The organism is Absiella sp. AM29-15, assembly GCF_003434225.1.
Lineage (GTDB): Bacteria > Bacillota_I > Bacilli_A > Erysipelotrichales > Erysipelotrichaceae > Hoskinsella > Hoskinsella hominis.
Genome location: NZ_QVFL01000005.1, coordinates 71628 through 89387, shown reverse-complemented (window position 1 = coordinate 89387; position 17760 = coordinate 71628). Strand labels below are relative to the sequence as shown.

The window sequence follows — 17760 nt, the reverse complement described above, 5'->3', positions numbered from 1 at the left end:
TAAATCATAATGAAAAGTTCTTAAAGTTTTCATTAAAGAATTAAATCTAATATAACATTTATTATCCATTTTTTACATAAGTTATAATCTGACGTAAATCTTCTTCATTACAACATTGATCTGTGATATATAACCCAATGTTTAAAAAAGACTTTTTCACATTTAATACGAGTACAAGCTCATGTTCATTTATAACAATTGATTTTTTTCTATTAATTTCTAATATTCCTTTGCTTTGTAAATCAATATTATTTTCGTTTAAATTTATGATAGCGCTTTTATCATTGTATTTTTTAAATGAAACAATTGCATATAAATAATGTGCCATGACTATTATGATCAAACACACAAATATAAAAATGAAATTAGAATCTTTCATGACTCTACTGAAATATGAAGAAAATAATATATGAAATATTAGATAAATAAAACATAAGATTTTTACAACCTTAAGAAACGGTAAGCAAGAATCAAAAAAGAGTTTAGAAAATGGTATTAATTCCTTGAAGTTTTTATATACTAATTTAATTTTCATAATAACCTCCTATATAATATAATCTGCATGTTAATTATATTCCTAAATTATATATTTTTCTATAAACAAAAAAAGCTGTTTTCACAGCTTTTTTACTATCCAATAGAATTAATGATGGCTCTTGATAACAATGGCACAATCTGATTTTTTCTAGATAAGATATCTTCTTGGAAACTATGCGTTTCCCCATCTTTATCAGGGAATGCTTCCACAACTGTTTTTTCAAGTTCTCCGGATGCATAGAAGATAGAACCATTTTCAAGGATACTTGTAAATGCCACAACTAATAAATCTAATGCTTTCGCATTCACAAAATCATGCATGGCTGCTTTTAATTCTGTTTCTATTTCTCTTGCTTCAGATACCTGATAAGCAATAATCTGAGCGATAGCCACAGCTTTCCCGTCAATTTCAAAGCGTTTGATATCCTGATTTAATAGCTCATCCATTGATTTATTGGAAATGTTGCTGCTGACTTTAAAGATTTCTTTCGCAAATACATCAATATCAAGTTCTGCGATATCTGCCAGAACTTTTGCCATTCCCATATCTTTTTCTGTTGTGGTTGGCGATTTAAATTTCAATGTATCTGAAATGATAGCCCCTAGTAGCAGACCAGCTGTTTCTTTTGGAATACTCATCTGATTTTCCATATACATAGAAGTAATAATGGCAGCTGTACTTCCAATAATTTCATTACGGAAGAAAATAGGACGGTTTGTCGCAATATCACTAACACGATGATGATCAATGACCTCTAATAAATCAGCTTTCTCAATACTTTTTACAGATTGGGAATATTCATTATGGTCAACTAAGATTACCTGCTTATTGTGCTGATTCAGGATATGATAACGAGAAACATAACCGCAAAGCTTGTTGTCATCATCTACGACTGGATAACTGCGATATCTTGATTTCAACATTTTCTTTCCAACTTCATCCACAAATTCGTTGATATTGAAGCTGACAAGATCCGTTTTCATAATCAGTTTCACAGGTGGTGCAAAGAACAGATAACGTGTTGTATTCATTGTTCCATGCCCTGATCGAACAATTGGACAATGGAACTGTTTTGCCATTTCTAATACTTCATCGGCAATTTCTTCTGTCCACACAACCACTAACATTCCTGCGCCTTTCGCAATGGCAGTAATCTGTGCATCCTGATCATTTCCTACAATTACCATACGATCTTTTAATTCATAATTACGAAGGCGTGTTTCCGCAATCGCAATGATACTGACTTTTCCATTAAAATGACGCTTAGGATCATCATATATCACAGAACCATTAATTGTTTTCGCAATATATTCTGTCGGCGTTTCTTTCAATAATTTAATAGACAATGCGGTATCGCCCAAACCAATGGTTGCGACATCAGAACGAGTAACCATACCCATCAATTTCCCTTGTGTGTTCACAACACCAAATGACTGCTTATTCTCGGATGTCATAAGCTCTAATGCTTCTTTGATGGTCGTTGTTGGCGAAATCGTTAATGGATCATCAATTTCTATTTCATCAAGTGTAGCTCTGGCATCTTCAAACAGCATTGGTTTTTCAATATGGAATCGATCTAATAAATATTGTGTTTCCGCATTGATATCTCCTAAACGACATGGAATTGCATGAACGCCTTTGCGTTCTTTAAACTGTGCATAAGCAATCGCAGAAACAATTGAATCTGTATCTGGATGGCGATGTCCAGTTATATAGACAGTTTTATTTTTTTTCATGGCATCTACCCCTTTTAGTACGTTTTAATTATAGCGAAGATGATAAAAAAAGCAATTCATATTACTAAGAAGTTTTTCAAATTTGTCATGAATGAAAGATATCCTCCATTTCATATCAAATGAACTTCCATATTTTGATAATTTTACTATGATCACACAAGCATGATTCATTATAAAAAGGATTGAATTGACATCAATCCCACTAATCTTAAAACCAATAATCTTCTGGACGTTCTCTACAAGGTGTCCTTCCACTTACTGAACATACATTGGCTAGACCACGATCACCGCTCCATCCACAGCCCCATGAGAAATCTGCGCCGGAAGTATTAAAATAATTAATTGCATCCGCTACACTCATTTTCCCAAGATTAAACAACTCCACATGCGCATGTGGACCACTTACATTTCCACTTGCCCCTGTTCTGCCAAGCAGCTGTCCTTGTTTAACCTCTTGTCCTGCATGAACCATAAAATCTTCATGTGCCATATGTGCAAAACTAACAGCATAAGTTGTGCCATTAACCTGTGTAAGGAACATAATCGTATTCGCTCCACCTAATGGCCAGCCAATCATATGATTCAGATACCCATCGTATGTTCCATAAGGGTTTGCGGCAAACAAGATGATTCCATCCGCAGGTGCCACAATGGCTGAACCTACACCAACGCCAAAATCAACGCCTAAATGTACACCGCCGCCAAAGCTTGCAGGATAATACCAGGTACCGGCAGATAAGCCCCCATTAATTGGACTCATCAAGCCATTGCTTGTATGATGAATTGTTCCACCACTTCCACTATTCGTGGAATTTTCTTTATTATAATCAATTTTCTGTGCTACAGATGTATTAATATGTATCATATTATTCTGTAAAACTGATGCATCCGCCTTCACATTACGTACTTTTTCATATAAATCCGCTTCCTGTTTACGATATTGATTTAACAGTTTCTCACGACTTGCTTTTAATTTTTCCTGACTTTTCTTATTCTTTTCATTTTCAACTTTCGCATCTTCTTCATTCTGTTTCAAACGTTGTTTTTCGTTCTTATCTAAATTTAATTCCTCTTTTTCTTTCTGAATTTTTTGAATCTCAATCTGATCATTATCCGTGATCTTTTGAAGTCCTTCTACCTTACGAATCAAATCCATTAAATCCTTTGCGCCCATTAATATTTCAATATTTTCATTCGTTCCAACATGTACCTGATCATTTACCATTCTGCTTTTGATCAGCTTATCTCGTTCCTCAATATTCTTTTCTTTTATTGCGATATCTTTATCAAGTTTCACAATCTGACCAGCAATCTTTGAAATTGTCGCTTCATTTGCTGCGACTTGCTTATCTAAATCTTTTATGATATCACTTTGTTGATTTACCAGTTTTTCTAATTCATCAATATTATCTACAACTTTTGCACTCTGATTTTCTAATTTACCAATTTCATTTTCTACATCGGATTGCAATCCCTGGTAATATTTTTTAAACGCTTTACAAGCTTGTGCCTCTTCCTGTGTTTCCTGGGAAATAGAACATTTACTTAACCATTCATCTTCATTTCCAGCAAAATCATAAGCATATATATGTGATGTACCCAAACATACAAACAAACTTAATCCTGTCATAACACAAAAAAACTTTTTCTTCATCAAAACACTCCTTTCTAATTTATGTATTTCTTTTCTTCTTTATTATATCACTAAGAAAAAATATAAAAAGACTACAATTTCTGTAGTCCTTTACCTTATAAATTCAACATCCTTTGTAGACAGGAAAATACATGCTTATCATGCAGGGTCTTTTCAATACGGATACACCCACGACGATAAGATTGTATCTGTTTCTTACGGTTTGCAACCATGAACACGGGTAGAAATGTTGGATTACAATATTTCAATTTCCTTGCTTCTACGCCATCATGTATTGGTGTGCCACCTACAATTCGACATGCATAAACGTATTGTTTATCATTCATGGAGGGTCGTAAAAATTCACCAATCAAATAGTCAATTTCTACATCACATCCAGTTTCTTCCTTAACTTCACGCAAAACACATTCTTCCAATGTTTCCCCCTTTGCCTGACGCCCTCCTGGTAAATCCCACAAAGGAAAATCTTTTCTTTTCACAAGTAAAATATCGTGTTTTTCATCTTCTATCACCGCAAAACATCCAACTGTATTTCTCATATCACATCACCCGGCTATTAGTTTAACACTTGTGAAGTGCCTCTTTCTTAAGTTTATATTACGAAATATGAACAGTTTTGAAATATTATGCGAATGAAAATTAAAGATATAAAAATAAACTTATGTATATCGTCTTTAAGATAGGATATTTTATATATGATCGTATAATCTTATACATCCATTTAATAATATAAATATGATACATATGAAGGATATAGTAAAAAACATAAACTATGAAAATTCACAATCAAATAATCAAAAATTAACTTTTCACTATTTAGAAAACAGATTGAAACATTTCTTCATCACTTTTTTCCAATAGTTTTCCCATTTTATACAAACTTTTAAAATAATTTGATTAGTTTCTCTATTTTATACAAACTTTTGAAATTATTATCTTACTTTATGTATACCACCTATTCTACAGATAATGAAATCATTGATTATACCATTCAATATTTAAACTCACCAAATTATCAATTGAATTATATTCGTACAAGATGAAATAACTTATCAAAAAATCATGCTTATCATAAGTGTGATTTTTTTATTTGATAAATAAGCATTGCTTATTCAAACTCATATATTATAATAGAAGTATAAGAAGGTGATTCATATGTTAACGTATATCATCATTATAACAATCGTTTTTCTCTGCGGAATTTTCTTTCATTTTGAATACATAAGCGCCTACTACATGCTCGCTTCTTTCTTTTATTTATATTATCAAATTGACCATGATCGTTATACTTTCAAAGAGTATCTTACATATATGGTGCCATTCACGATTATCGCATTTTTGCTGTATGTTATCGCTATACAAATTACACATACCGTACAGTTCAATACAACGATTTCAGCCTTGTCCATGCAGTTGTTTTTTATGATCAGCAGCATTCTTTTGAAAAGACAATTTCGAATGTAAATGAAATGCCAGCTGATATATCATATAAAAAATCACGATAGAATAATCTTCTCATATCGTGATTTTTTTATAATCAATACGATTACACCTATCGTATTTTATTTCATCATCGTTATATAAACTTAGTCCTTTTTCAGTACTAAAATATATTTTTGCTTACTGCTTCTTGGTTTATCTGGAATTGTCATTTCTAAAATCCCCTGTTTAATCAAAGCATTTAAATGCTTAGAAGCAAAATTTTTTGCGTCCTTAAAGCCACAATATGCAGCTATTTCTTTTCTACTATGTGGAACTCTGCAATATGAAATAATTTTTTCTCTCAACTCAACTTGGGGGTTGACTTGGGGGTTGACTTGGGGGCGGAGTTGGGTGTCATTCTTCATATTTTTTTATATATCCCTCATCTTCTTTATATTGTGTTGCAATATATTTTTGATTACTACTATTTGGTTTATCAGATATAGTCATTAACAAAATACCTTGATTTACCAATGGTTTTAAATGATTAATAGCAAAACTTTTTATATCTTTAAAGCCACAATATGCAGCTATTTCTTTTTTACTATGTGGAACACTGCAGTATGAAATGATTTTTTCTCTCAGTTCAACTTGGGGGTCAACTTTGGGGGTATCTTGGGGGGTATCTTGGGGGGTATCTTGGGGGTATCTTGGGGGTATCTTGGGGGTATCTTGGGGAGAAACTATAAATATCTCCCCAAGATACATTAAACAGTATTCACCAAAATATTATGCTTACCTTATCCAATACTATATTTCACTTAATCCCCTCTTTTCTAATGACACACGCATTTTCCTGTTATAAAATATATAATGTAAAACCAAAACGGCATATCGGCAAACTTTTTTCCTTAATTGCCGGAATGCTACGGTAAATCATAACAAGCTACTGAAAGCGCTTTGATGCTATAATGCAAGAGGAAACAAGGAGAGGAGGATAACACTTCGTTTCATTTCAGTATACAACCTATGGGGGGACAAAGATAACGATCGTATCTACCTAAATGAAAAAGAAAGGTGTGTCAAAACATGAAAAAGGCTTTAATTATTTGTGCTGCTGGTATGTCATCTAGTATGATGGCCGCAAAAACTACAGACTGGTTTAAAACAAACAACAAAGATTATGAAATGGATGCTGTCAGTGTGACAGAAGGTCAAAAGATGATTGAAACAAGCGATTTCGATTTATTCTTAATCAGTCCACAGACAAAGATGTATCTAAAAAAATTCCAGGCAACTGGTGAGAAAGTAGGAAAAAAAGTTGTTCCTATTCCACCACAAGCATATGTGCCAATTCCTTCAGGAGTGAAGAATTTAGCTGAATTTGTCTTGAAAGAAATGCCTGAATAGTGACCTCGTGAAAGAAAAAGAACAAAATCTACTGTTACAGCTTTTTGAAAATCAGGATCATTTCACGACAAGCAAAGAGCTATCTGAAATCTTATCTCTATCTGAACGAACGGTGCGCACATATATTCATAACCTGGAATCCATTGTAAAAGAAAATGGTGCTGAAATCATCGCCAAGCAGGGCTATGGCTACAAGCTTCAAATGATACGCCCCATGCAATTTGAAATGTTTCTGAATAAACATCAAATACAGCATGTTGGTGAAAATGAAAAGAAGGCAGAACTGGAAACATCTTTAGATCGACAAAACTATATCTTAAACAAAATGCTCATCGAAGATGAACACGTCTTTTTAGAGATGCTTGCGGATACCCTTTATATCTCACGTTCTACTCTTACAAAGGATATGAATGTCATTAAGAAGATGCTGGAGCCTTATGGGTTGAGTATTGTCAGTAAACCAAATTATGGTACATGGATACAGGGAGAAGAAAACGATAAACGCTGTTTTATTATGAATTATTTCTTTAAAGGATCACGATTTAATTCCATTCAGGAATATATGGATCACACGAATTATTTTGATGATATTCCAACGGAAAGCTTCATTTTAGTCATACTAGATGAATGCCGAAAAAATCATATTAAGTTATCTGATGTGATGATTCAGAATGTATTAATGCATTTAACATTAAGCATCAAAAGAATAGAAAAAGGATTACAATTAAATACATTCACACTAGATACAGAGTTTATAAACAGCATTGAATATCATACTGCCACAAATATTATTCACCGCCTAGAAGACGATTTTAAGATTCAGTTTCCAGAAGAAGAAATTGCATATCTTACCTTACATCTTGGCGCAAAAAACAATCATCCGCTACATGAACCAAATGTTGTCATGGAAAAGGTGGAACAACAATTAGATACAATACTTAATCAAATGGAAGAAGAATTGGGAATCTTTCTGACAGATGATATGTTGTTGAAAAATTGTTTGATGGAACACCTTCGTCCAATGTTGATTCGTGTACATCAGGGAATTGTTTTAAAAAATCCATTATTAAATGAAATCATGTCTGAACACAGGGATGTTTTTGATGATACCAAAATGTATCTTTCTACGATGCCATGTCTTGAAGGATGTGAAGTATCGGATGATGAATGGGCGTATTTGACATTACATTTCATGGCTGCAATCGAGCGTTTACAAGAAAGAAATAAGCTTCAGGTATTAGTCATTTGTTCAACTGGTTATGGTAGTGCGCAACTATTAAAATGCAGGATTGAAAAAGAATTTAGTGAACATATCCATGTCGTTACAGAAATGGGCTATTTTGAGATGAACGAAAAAGCTTTACAAGGAATTGATTTGATTATTTCATCTGTCAATCTGGATTCAGTAATCTTTGGCATACCATTTTTACATGTATCCGTATTCTTAAGTGATCAGGATAAAGCTGCAATTCGCAAGTTTATTGATGATACATTATCTAAAAGAAAACATATCGAAGAAAGTTATGGTAAAGAACTTTCTATCAAAGAGAAAAAAGAAGTCTTTGATACCTATATTCATAAAGAATATTTTCAAGTATTTCAAGGCGATATCACATTTGAAAGCATTGTATCCACATTAATCAAACGTTTGAGCTATCAGGAAAAAGAAAGCTATACCAAACATATGCTGGATCAAATCAAATTAAGAGAAAACATGGGTTCTATTATATTCAGTGAAACCATTGCAGTACCACATCCTGCAATACCAGTAGGACGTATTGCCTCTATTGCTGTTGGCTTAGTGCCAGATGGTGTAGCATGGAGTAAAGATGTACCCAATATCAAAATTGTATTTTTACTTTCTCCATCCTATCTAGGAAATCAAGGAGTAAAAACTATGACCAAAGCAATTATTCGATTGATTGATATGCCAGAGGTACAAAAAGAACTTCTGGAATGTCCAAAATTTGAAGAATTCAGAAAAATATTTTTAAATCTTATGTAAGAAAAGGAGGGATATCATGGCAGTAATGGAGGAATCCCAATCACAGCTGGTTGCTTTTAATATCATATTACACAGTGGTTCTGCACGTACTAGTATTCATGAAGCCTTGGCTTGTATGCGAGAAGGTAAGTTTGCAGAAGCAGAAGAAAAACTGGAAGAAGCAGATAAAGAATTGGTCTTAGCCCATCAGGCACAAACAGATTTATTACAGGAATTCAGCCGTGGCACTACCATTGAAATACAGATCATCATGGTGCATGCTCAAGATCATCTGATGACAACCATGACCTTGCTGGAAGTCGCTAAGGAAATGGAACATTTATATAAACGAGTATAAGAAAGGTGAGAACGATGTCAAAAAATAAAAAGGTAAATCAAACATCCATAGAAACACAAAAGAAATTAAGCAGCTTAAAGAATATGTATTTTAACCGCTACCTCATGGTACGCTACTTTCTGGCTGTCTTTGTATTCTCTAATTTCTACTGGGCGCTGTACACACAGGGGCAATGGATTATGGCGCTTCCCTGTACAATGTTGTTATTGGCAGTGAAACCATGTTTTGATGTAATTCGTTCCTATGGGGAAACAAATATCGATATGAAATGGAGTACCATCTATTTCCGTACACAACTGGGAGTAAATATTGTAGCGGGGATTTTGATGTGGACAGGGATGTTTCATGATTTATTTCCTTTTTTAAGTGACATCATGACTTCACGTATCATTGCATCTACGATTTTATTGATTGGTGGTATCATGGCATTTAGCTGTATCAAACGATTAGATAAAATCGAGCGTAATGAAGATAAACAATATCAACGAATAATGCAGTATGAAAAAGCATTAAAACTGCATCTATAGTAAAAAGGAGAAAACATTATGTCAAAAGTATTTGATTTTTTAAAGAAATATCTGATGGGACCAATGGGTAAATTATCAACGTTCCAGTTTGTACGTGCCATCATGGCAGCTGGTATGGCATCTATACCATTTACCATTGTTGGATCTATGTTCTTAGTATTAAGTGTTATACCACAGGCATTCCCTGTTTTACAAGGAATCTGGGATGCTTCCTTTGTGAAATTTAACGATTTATATATGATAGCAAATCACTTTACCATGGGTGTGCTTGCGATATATTTCTGTATCATCATGGGGTATGAATTAACTAAGATCAAAGCAAAAGAAAACGATTTAAATCTTGACCCTTTAAATGGTGCAATGTTAAGTTTAATGGCATTCTTATTCACAATTCCTGAGCTTACCATTGATGGTGGTATGATGAAGCTTGTACAAAGTATCACAGATTCTGAACATGTATTCAATGGTATCCGTTTAGGTGACTTCGCTACACGTTTAGGTACAGAAGGTATCTTTACCGGTATCCTGATGGCAGCCTTAGCTGTATGGTTGTATTCTTTATGTGTGAAAAAGAACTGGACAATTCGTATGCCAGAAGCTGTACCTGCTGGTGTTAGTAAATCATTTACCGCATTGATTCCAGCTTTCGTTGTTGCATTTGTGGTATTAATCATCAATGCATTATTGGTATTAACTGGCTATGATATTTATAAAATCATTCAGATTCCATTTAGTTTCGTAACCAATGTCACAAATACCTGGTATGGTATGATTATCATTTACTTCTTAATTGGTGCATTATGGTGTGTTGGTATCCATGGTGCTACTATCATCACTTCTTTCACAAATCCTATCGTTTTAGCAAATATGGCACACAACTTCGATGCTGTACAATCTGGCAGCGGACAGATTTATGCATATGCTGGTGAATTCAATAACTGTTATGTTACGATCGGTGGTTCAGGCGCAACTCTTGGACTGGTTATCTTCATGGTATTTATGGCAAAATCTGAACAGTTAAAAGTATTAGGAAGAGCTTCTATTGTACCTGCATTCTTCAATATCAACGAACCAATCATCTTTGGTACACCAATGATTTATAACCCAAGTTTATTGATTCCATTTATCCTTGCGCCAATCGTTAGTTCTTTGATTGCATTCTTCGCAATCGATACAGGACTTGTCGCTCCAATGATTGCACAGGTACCTTGGCCAACACCTGTTGGTATCGGCGCATTCTTAGGTACGGCTGGTGATTTCAAAGCAGTCATTCTTGCCTTAGTTTGTATTACAGTCGCTACCATCATTTACTTCCCATTCTTCAAAGCTTATGATAAGAAGCTATATAAAGAAGAACAGGGACAAATAAGTGCTGAATAAATAATATCAGGAGGATAGCATATATCCTCCTATCAAAGTAAAATAAAGGAGAAAATTGTATGTTACATAAAAACTTAAAACCATTTCCGCAAACCTTTCTGTGGGGTGCCAGCACTTCTGCCTATCAGGTAGAAGGTGCCAATCTGATTGATGGCAAGGGTCCATCTTGTCAGGATATCAAACAAGTACCAGAAGGCACATCCGATTTAACCGTATGTGCTGATCATTACCATCGTTATAAAGAAGATATCGCTTTAATGGCTGAAATGGGATTTAAAGCTTATCGTTTCTCTATCTCATGGTCAAGAATTCTTCCAGAAGGTACAGGTGATGTGAATCCAAAAGGAATAGAATTCTATAATAACCTGATTAATGAATGTTTATCTCATAACATCCAGCCAATTATTACAATGTTTCATTTTGATATGCCTGCGAAACTTGACGAACGTGGCTCTTGGTCAAATCGTGAATCCGTGGATTGGTTCGTGAATTTTGCGAGAATCTTATTTGAAAATTATGGCGATCGCGTAAAATACTGGTTAACCATCAATGAACAAAACGTTTTAACATTATCAGGTCCTGTGATTGGAACACTTCATATTCCGGAAGGATGTACAAATGAGCTAAAAGAAATCTATCAACAGAATCATCACATGTTAGTGGCACAGGCAAAAGCAATGGCATTATGTCATGAATTATTGCCAGATGCGAAAATCGGACCTGCGCCAAATATTTCACTTGTCTATCCAGCAAGCTGTAAACCAGAAGATGTACAGGCTGCCCAAAACTTTAATGCCTTAAGAAACTGGTTGTATCTGGATATGTCTGTATATGGTGTATATAATAATCTGGTTTGGGCTTATTTAGAAGAACATGATGCATGTCCAGAATTTATGCCAGGTGATGAAGAAGCACTAAAGAGTGGACACCCAGATTTTATTGGTTTTAATTACTATAACACGGCAACAGTCGCTGCTAGTGATGGCACAGAAATCAGTGATGTACATGCCGATCAGCAAAATGCGCAGGGTATCGCTGGACTATATCGCGCCTTCCGTAATCCAAATCTTCCAAAAACAGAATTCGGATGGGAAATTGATCCTATGGGCTTCCGTGCAACGATTCGTGAAATGTATTCCCGCTATCGTCTGCCTATGATCGTTACAGAAAATGGTCTAGGTGCTTATGATAAATTAACAGAAGATGGCAAAGTACATGATTCTTATCGTATCAAATATTTAAGAGATCACATTGAACAAGTACAGTTAGCAATTACTGATGGCTGTGAAATGTTAGGTTATTGTCCATGGTCTGCATTAGATTTAATTTCTACACACGAAGGTATGGTGAAACGTTATGGTTTCATCTATGTTGATCGTGATGAATTTGATTTAAAAACATTAGATCGTTATCGTAAAGATTCTTTCTACTGGTATAAGAAAGTTATCGCCAGCAATGGTTCTGATTTAAGTGATTAGTTTATAAAATGCCAATCTGCATAAGGTTGGCATTTTTTTTATATTTATATTTTAATATTTTTATTGGCTAAGATATATACCTCTAAATCCTTTAATGCTTTCTTCATTTCGTTATTTGAAATACGTACTTTATAATAATCCATATCTATTTTCTCTACTATTGTTAAGTAGCCTAAATGGATAAATAATGTCCAAAACGTTTGATCCTTCATCTCCTCAAGATATGAAGTTTCTAAATCTGTATGCACATGAATACTGCCCTTTGTGATTAATGTTTCATTATCAGCCCTAACATATTCTGTACAAGCATTCATTAGCTTATTTATTGTTGTGTCACTTATTGTATTTATCCAATAAGAAGTCAACACCCTGTCGTTTACGTATTTACTAATGGACAATGGATTATATACATCATATCCACCAATTCTATAACCACCATACATTTCTTTTACTTCCTTTGTGAGTTGTAGATTGTAATATGCTAATAAAGCTTTTGTTTCTGATTCAACAAAACCAAAATACTGTCCATATAATTTTTTATCAACGCCATATACACTAATATTATTCAATCCTCCAAAAATATTTGCTCTTGGAATTCCTTGTATACCCGTTAGAAATGCTTTGTCTAAATACTTATTTCCTTTTAGTGCAGTGGATAATAAGGTAGATAAAGCATTGTGTATATCCTCATAATATCCTTGACTGTTTGCTTCCATAAATGGTGTGTCTTATTCATCGATAAACAAGATAACTCTTTTACCAAAATAGTCATATAATAATTGGCATAGTAATTGAATAGAATCATTGATTCCAATGAGATTTTCATCCGTTGTTTTCTTTAATTCCTTTATTGTAAATTCAATAGTTGATTTATCCAGCTTATTCAATTGTTCGATTATAAAATAGTACTTGCGATATTCTTCTAATATTGTTTTTTTCAACATTCTTACAAAATTCTTTTTACTACCTTTTACATCTTTGAAACTTATAAAAATCACAGGAATTTTGTTTATAAGCTCTGCTTTATCTGATCTCATAATATTTGTGTCTTTGAATATATTCTTACTATCTTTTGTGATATCTAAAAATTCTGCCATCATGGACATATTTAAGGTTTTCCCAAAGCATCTTGGACGAGTGATTAATGTGACTTTATCGCCATCATCAAGAAAATCTTTGATCAATAATGTTTTATCTATATAATAGTGATTTTTTTCTATGAAGTTACGATAATCTTCAATATCTAATTCCTATTGTTTTTTCCATCTAATCCCTGACTTTCTTTATCTTTATATAGCTATTATAACATACATCACTCTTAAAAAGTTGAACAGTGTAGTATTTTCTCTTATAAAAATTACCTGATAAGCTATGTCAATACGGCAAATTTATATAACCAAATCCCCTATTTTCAACATTATACTTATCCTATAGAAACGAGAGGGATTAGGATGAAGAAATATATAGTAATTATGTTTGGATTCATAATTGTAGGATTTGGATGTGCATTAACAATAAAAGCAAACGTTGGTATGGGCGCATGGGATGCTATGGGGAAATCTATTGCGAATATCATGAATATTGAAATTGGTACTGCTGGTATCCTATGCAACTGTATATGCGTATTTGGACAGTTATGTATATTAAGGAAAGACTTTACACTTCGTCATCTCTTACAGGTTCCTTTCTGTATGTTACTAGGCCTTATCGTGAATTTTGCGACAGATATAGTCTTTACATTTGAAACATCTTCCTTGCTTGGTGGAATCGTTTTATATCTTATCGCAAACACGATATGTGCTCTAGGAGTCTCTATGGTCATGTTAGTAAACAAAGTGACCATGGCATTAGAAGGATTATGCATGGTGGTATCTCGTATTTTTCCAATTGAATTCCATAAGTTAAGACAACTTGTAGATGTGCTAAGTATTCTTATAGTTTTTTTACTTACTTTCATATGCCATATACCTTTATCTGTTGGTTTGGGGACTATCATCGGTATGATTATTTTTGGCCCTACACTTGGTGTATTCATGAAGATTCTTCATCCTATATTTTTGCATTATGATCTGATAGACAAAGTTGTGGAAAGGCAATTTGAGACAACTTAATAGCGGACTTTGGGTTTAATTTTAAATAATAAATTTTTTTAAATATATGGTTTCTTTTTACACTATAAAACGTTATAATAAGCAAAAGGGAGTTGATTATATGGATATAGAAAATCTAATTGGTGAAGTCACAACTTATGATAAAAAACAGGCAGTTGAAAAAAGAAAAGTAAAAAGTTGGCTGAAAAGTGTAAGTGCTTTTGCGAATACATTGGGAGGAATACTAATCTTTGGAATTGATGATGAAGACCAAGTAATTGGCTTGGAAAATGTGAAAAAAGATTCAGAGTTTATTAGTCAAAAAATCAAAGAACGAATTGATCCAATACCACAAACTAACATGCATATAAAACAAATAAATGATAAAAACATCTTATTATTAGAAGTATTTAAAGGTGAGGAAACTCCATATTATTATGCAGGTGATAATGTCATGGAAGCCTATCTTCGTATTGGCAATGAAAGTGTTGTGGCGAATGCCACAGAATTGAAAAGACTCGTATTAAGAGGAAAAAACAGCTCTTTTGATTCCTTAAGTTCTGTTTATAGATTTGATGATTTTGCATTTTCAAAACTTAAAGAACGGTTTAAACAGTGGACACAAAAAAGTTTTGAAGACAAAATGTTTTATTCCTTTCATATTGTGGATGCAAATGGTTATTTGACAAATGCAGGTGCCATCATCGCAGATGAATCTCCAATCTATCAAAACAGATTGTTTTGTACAAGATGGAATGGTCTTACAAAAGCTGACGGGATCATTGATGCATTCGATAGTGATGAATATCATGGCAGCATCATCTCTTTACTTCGTGATGGTGAAGATTTTATCAAAAGAAACACAAAAACCATGTGGAAAAAATCTCCTTTTTCCCGTATTGAAATGCCTGAATACGTATACCAAAGTACATCTGAAGCTCTTGTGAACGCACTAATCCATCGTGACTACATGACAATTGGAAGTGAAGTACATGTGGATATTTTTGATGATCGCATGGAGATTTACTCCCCTGGTGGAATGTTAAATGGAAGTTCTATTCAGGATTTAGATATTCGCTATATTGCTTCTGAAAGAAGAAATCCTGTACTTGCGGATATTTTTAATCGTCTTGGATTTATGGAACGTCAAGGAAGTGGATTAAGCAAAATCATTCACGAATATGAGCATCAGAAAAACTTCAAAGAAGAAAAAAGACCTGTTTTCTATTCTGATCGTACACAGTTTCGTGTTATCTTACCAAATCTAAATTACCAAGATATGATACAATATGAAGAATATCATTATCCTGATATTGATACAAAGATTCATGAACATGACTTTGGTATCAAATTTGATACCAATTGTGATACCAATGATACCAATCAACATTTAACCCAAAATGAATATCATATTTTGAAATTGATAATTGAAAATCCTCATATTACGCAAAAACAACTTGCGGATATTACCTGTTTATCCATAGCGACAGTGAAACGTAACACAAAAGCTCTTGCAGATAAAGGTTATATCAAAAGAATTGGTAGTACAAAAGGATATTGGTTGATTTTAGAATCATAGCAATAACAATCTAGACGTTAAAAAGATCGTTCCCTATAGAAACGATCTTTTATAATATGCATATATATAATTAGTGTTTAAAGTGACGGCATCCTGTGTAGACCATGGCAATTCCGTGTTCATTACATACATCAATAGACAACTGATCTTTGATAGATCCACCTGGCTGAATGATGGCAGTCACACCTGCTTTTACAGCTTCTTCCACTGTATCTGGCATTGGGAAGAATGCATCAGATGACATCACAGAACCTTTGGCTTTTTCGCCAGCCTGTTCGATAGCGATTCTTGCGGCTCCTACACGATTCATCTGTCCTGCGCCAACACCAATAGTCATATTGTCTTTCGCAAGTACGATAGCATTAGATTTTACATGTTTTACGACTTTCCATGCGAATAATAACTGTTCCATTTCTTCAGCTGTAGGTTTACGGTTTGTGACACAACGCAATTCTTCTTCACTTATTTTCTTATCATCGATATCTTGTACAAGCAATCCATCATTTACATTTGTAAATTTATATGTTGTATCTACTGGAAGTGTTGTATCTAACGTCATTAAACGAATGTTTTTCTTCTTTGACAAAATATCAAATGCATCCGTATCAAAGCTTGGCGCAATGATGATTTCTAAGAAGATGTTCGCAAGTTTTTCTGCGACAGCTTTATTGACTGGTTCGTTGAATGCGACAATACCACCAAAGATAGAAACTGGATCAGCTTCATACGCTTTATCCCATGCTTCTTCAATTGTTTCACCAATGCCTACTCCACATGGATTCATGTGTTTTAATCCTACTGCGGCTGGTTTTCCTTCAAAGTCTTTCAAGATTTCGATAGCGGCATTGCCATCCTGAATGTTATTATAGGAAAGTTCTTTCCCATGAAGCTGTTTTGCATTTGCTAATGAATATTGTGGGTGCATTCCCTTATAGAAAGCAGCACTCTGGTGAGGATTTTCTCCATAACGAAGCTCCTGTACCTTATCAAATGTTAACGTTAATTTTTCAGGATATTTTTCGCCTGTTCTTTCTGTTAGATAATTGGCGATCATTGCGTCATACTGTGCTGTGTGACGGAATACTTTTGCGGCTAATAATTCACGAGTCTTTAAACTTGTTTCCCCGTTTTCCTTGATTTCATTTAAAACTGCATCATAATCATTAGGATCACAGATGACAGGAATAAATTTATAGTTTTTAGAAGCACTACGTAACATACTTGGTCCGCCAATATCGATATTCTCAATGATTTCTTCATGGCTGACACCTGGTTTCTGTACCGTTTGTTTGAATGGGTATAAGTTTACACATACCAAATCGATGTATTCAATACCTAATTCTTTGATCTGTCTTACATGATCAGGATTGTCACGTACACATAACAATGCACCATGCACCTTTGGATGTAATGTTTTTACACGCCCATCCATAATTTCAGGGAAACCTGTGACATCAGAAATACCGATGGTTTTAATTCCAGCAGCTTCCAGTGTCTTTTTTGTACCCCCTGTAGAAATAATTTCATAGCCTAAATCAACTAAGCCGGAAACGAATTCCACAAGATTGGTTTTATCTGATACACTTACCAATGCTCTTTTCACT

16 protein-coding genes and 1 pseudogene are annotated in these 17760 nt (G+C 33.9%); 9 read left to right on the top strand and 8 right to left on the bottom strand.

Annotated elements, in window-relative coordinates; genetic code table 11:
- Window positions 1–61: 61 nt before the first annotated feature.
- The 4 genes from DW761_RS06715 to DW761_RS06700 form a co-directional block, all read right to left on the bottom strand.
- On the bottom strand, window positions 62–535 hold the full coding sequence (locus DW761_RS06715) for a hypothetical protein (RefSeq protein ID WP_117516991.1): 474 nt from the start codon (window positions 533–535) through the stop codon (window positions 62–64).
- Between the two features lie 95 nt (window positions 536–630).
- Window positions 631–2274 carry a putative manganese-dependent inorganic diphosphatase gene (locus DW761_RS06710; protein WP_117516989.1) on the bottom strand — a complete coding sequence of 548 codons (1644 nt, stop codon included), beginning with the start codon at window positions 2272–2274 and terminating at the stop codon, window positions 631–633.
- Between the two features lie 208 nt (window positions 2275–2482).
- Window positions 2483–3928, bottom strand: a complete 1446-nt coding sequence (locus DW761_RS06705; RefSeq protein ID WP_117516987.1) for a murein hydrolase activator EnvC family protein — start codon at window positions 3926–3928, stop codon at window positions 2483–2485.
- Window positions 3929–4023: 95 nt separating this feature from the next.
- Complete coding sequence (locus tag DW761_RS06700; RefSeq protein ID WP_117516985.1) at window positions 4024–4467, bottom strand: NUDIX hydrolase; 444 nt, start codon at window positions 4465–4467, stop codon at window positions 4024–4026.
- Between the two features lie 616 nt (window positions 4468–5083).
- Between DW761_RS06700 and DW761_RS06695 the strand changes: the two genes are divergently transcribed.
- Window positions 5084–5392 carry a hypothetical protein gene (locus DW761_RS06695; protein ID WP_117516983.1) on the top strand — a complete coding sequence of 103 codons (309 nt, stop codon included), beginning with the start codon at window positions 5084–5086 and terminating at the stop codon, window positions 5390–5392.
- A gap of 122 nt (window positions 5393–5514) precedes the next feature.
- Here DW761_RS06695 and DW761_RS06690 read toward each other — a convergent pair whose 3' ends face one another.
- Together DW761_RS06690 and DW761_RS06685 are read right to left on the bottom strand one after the other, a co-directional pair.
- Window positions 5515–5775 (bottom strand): Fic family protein, encoded by a 261-nt coding sequence (locus tag DW761_RS06690; protein ID WP_117516981.1) that lies wholly within the window; start codon window positions 5773–5775, stop codon window positions 5515–5517.
- Window positions 5765–6118, bottom strand: coding sequence for a Fic family protein (locus DW761_RS06685; protein WP_117516979.1), 354 nt, complete (start codon window positions 6116–6118; stop codon window positions 5765–5767). Before DW761_RS06685 ends, DW761_RS06690 begins: the two co-directional genes overlap by 11 nt.
- 321 nt (window positions 6119–6439) lie before the next feature.
- Between DW761_RS06685 and DW761_RS06680 the strand changes: the two genes are divergently transcribed.
- From DW761_RS06680 to DW761_RS06655, 6 genes are read left to right on the top strand one after another with little or no spacing between them, the layout of a single operon-like run.
- Complete coding sequence (locus DW761_RS06680; protein WP_117516977.1) at window positions 6440–6760, top strand: PTS cellobiose transporter subunit IIB; 321 nt, start codon at window positions 6440–6442, stop codon at window positions 6758–6760.
- 7 nt (window positions 6761–6767) lie between these two features.
- Window positions 6768–8765 (top strand): BglG family transcription antiterminator, encoded by a 1998-nt coding sequence (locus DW761_RS06675; RefSeq protein WP_117516975.1) that lies wholly within the window; start codon window positions 6768–6770, stop codon window positions 8763–8765.
- Window positions 8766–8781: 16 nt separating this feature from the next.
- Complete coding sequence (locus DW761_RS06670; protein WP_199483599.1) at window positions 8782–9102, top strand: PTS cellobiose transporter subunit IIA; 321 nt, start codon at window positions 8782–8784, stop codon at window positions 9100–9102.
- Between the two features lie 14 nt (window positions 9103–9116).
- The gene (locus DW761_RS06665) at window positions 9117–9629 is read left to right on the top strand and encodes a hypothetical protein (protein WP_117454359.1); all 513 of its coding nucleotides are present in this window, start codon (window positions 9117–9119) and stop codon (window positions 9627–9629) included.
- An 18-nt stretch (window positions 9630–9647) separates the two neighbouring features.
- Window positions 9648–11009 (top strand): PTS cellobiose transporter subunit IIC, encoded by a 1362-nt coding sequence (celB, locus tag DW761_RS06660; RefSeq protein WP_117516973.1) that lies wholly within the window; start codon window positions 9648–9650, stop codon window positions 11007–11009.
- Window positions 11010–11068: 59 nt separating this feature from the next.
- The gene (locus DW761_RS06655) at window positions 11069–12487 is read left to right on the top strand and encodes a glycoside hydrolase family 1 protein (protein ID WP_117516971.1); all 1419 of its coding nucleotides are present in this window, start codon (window positions 11069–11071) and stop codon (window positions 12485–12487) included.
- Window positions 12488–12531: 44 nt separating this feature from the next.
- Here DW761_RS06655 and DW761_RS21385 read toward each other — a convergent pair.
- Window positions 12532–13728 (bottom strand): annotated as a pseudogene (locus DW761_RS21385) (AAA family ATPase).
- A 210-nt stretch (window positions 13729–13938) separates the two neighbouring features.
- Between DW761_RS21385 and DW761_RS06640 the strand changes: the two are divergent.
- Entirely contained in the window at window positions 13939–14598 is a 660-nt protein-coding gene (locus tag DW761_RS06640) for a YczE/YyaS/YitT family protein (protein WP_117454353.1), read from the top strand.
- A 100-nt stretch (window positions 14599–14698) separates the two neighbouring features.
- Window positions 14699–16156 (top strand): ATP-binding protein, encoded by a 1458-nt coding sequence (locus DW761_RS06635; RefSeq protein ID WP_117516965.1) that lies wholly within the window; start codon window positions 14699–14701, stop codon window positions 16154–16156.
- A gap of 70 nt (window positions 16157–16226) precedes the next feature.
- On the opposite strand, the gene purH is transcribed toward DW761_RS06635, so the two are convergent.
- Window positions 16227–17759, bottom strand: a complete 1533-nt coding sequence (gene purH / locus DW761_RS06630) for a bifunctional phosphoribosylaminoimidazolecarboxamide formyltransferase/IMP cyclohydrolase (protein WP_117516963.1) — start codon at window positions 17757–17759, stop codon at window positions 16227–16229.
- Between the last annotated feature and the right edge of the window lies 1 nt (window position 17760).

Excerpts from the sequence above, each read along its gene's own strand:
- DW761_RS06715 (WP_117516991.1), bottom strand. The coding sequence starts at position 535 with ATGAAAATTAAATTAGTATATAAAAACTTCAAGGAATTAATACCATTT.
- DW761_RS06710 (WP_117516989.1), bottom strand. The coding sequence starts at position 2,274 with ATGAAAAAAAATAAAACTGTCTATATAACTGGACATCGCCATCCAGAT.
- DW761_RS06705 (WP_117516987.1), bottom strand. The coding sequence starts at position 3,928 with ATGAAGAAAAAGTTTTTTTGTGTTATGACAGGATTAAGTTTGTTTGTA.
- DW761_RS06700 (WP_117516985.1), bottom strand. The coding sequence starts at position 4,467 with ATGAGAAATACAGTTGGATGTTTTGCGGTGATAGAAGATGAAAAACAC.
- DW761_RS06695 (WP_117516983.1), top strand. The coding sequence starts at position 5,084 with ATGTTAACGTATATCATCATTATAACAATCGTTTTTCTCTGCGGAATT.
- DW761_RS06690 (WP_117516981.1), bottom strand. The coding sequence starts at position 5,775 with ATGAAGAATGACACCCAACTCCGCCCCCAAGTCAACCCCCAAGTCAAC.
- DW761_RS06685 (WP_117516979.1), bottom strand. The coding sequence starts at position 6,118 with ATGTATCTTGGGGAGATATTTATAGTTTCTCCCCAAGATACCCCCAAG.
- DW761_RS06680 (WP_117516977.1), top strand. The coding sequence starts at position 6,440 with ATGAAAAAGGCTTTAATTATTTGTGCTGCTGGTATGTCATCTAGTATG.
- DW761_RS06670 (WP_199483599.1), top strand. The coding sequence starts at position 8,782 with ATGGCAGTAATGGAGGAATCCCAATCACAGCTGGTTGCTTTTAATATC.
- DW761_RS06665 (WP_117454359.1), top strand. The coding sequence starts at position 9,117 with ATGTCAAAAAATAAAAAGGTAAATCAAACATCCATAGAAACACAAAAG.
- celB (WP_117516973.1), top strand. The coding sequence starts at position 9,648 with ATGTCAAAAGTATTTGATTTTTTAAAGAAATATCTGATGGGACCAATG.
- DW761_RS06655 (WP_117516971.1), top strand. The coding sequence starts at position 11,069 with ATGTTACATAAAAACTTAAAACCATTTCCGCAAACCTTTCTGTGGGGT.
- DW761_RS06640 (WP_117454353.1), top strand. The coding sequence starts at position 13,939 with ATGAAGAAATATATAGTAATTATGTTTGGATTCATAATTGTAGGATTT.
- DW761_RS06635 (WP_117516965.1), top strand. The coding sequence starts at position 14,699 with ATGGATATAGAAAATCTAATTGGTGAAGTCACAACTTATGATAAAAAA.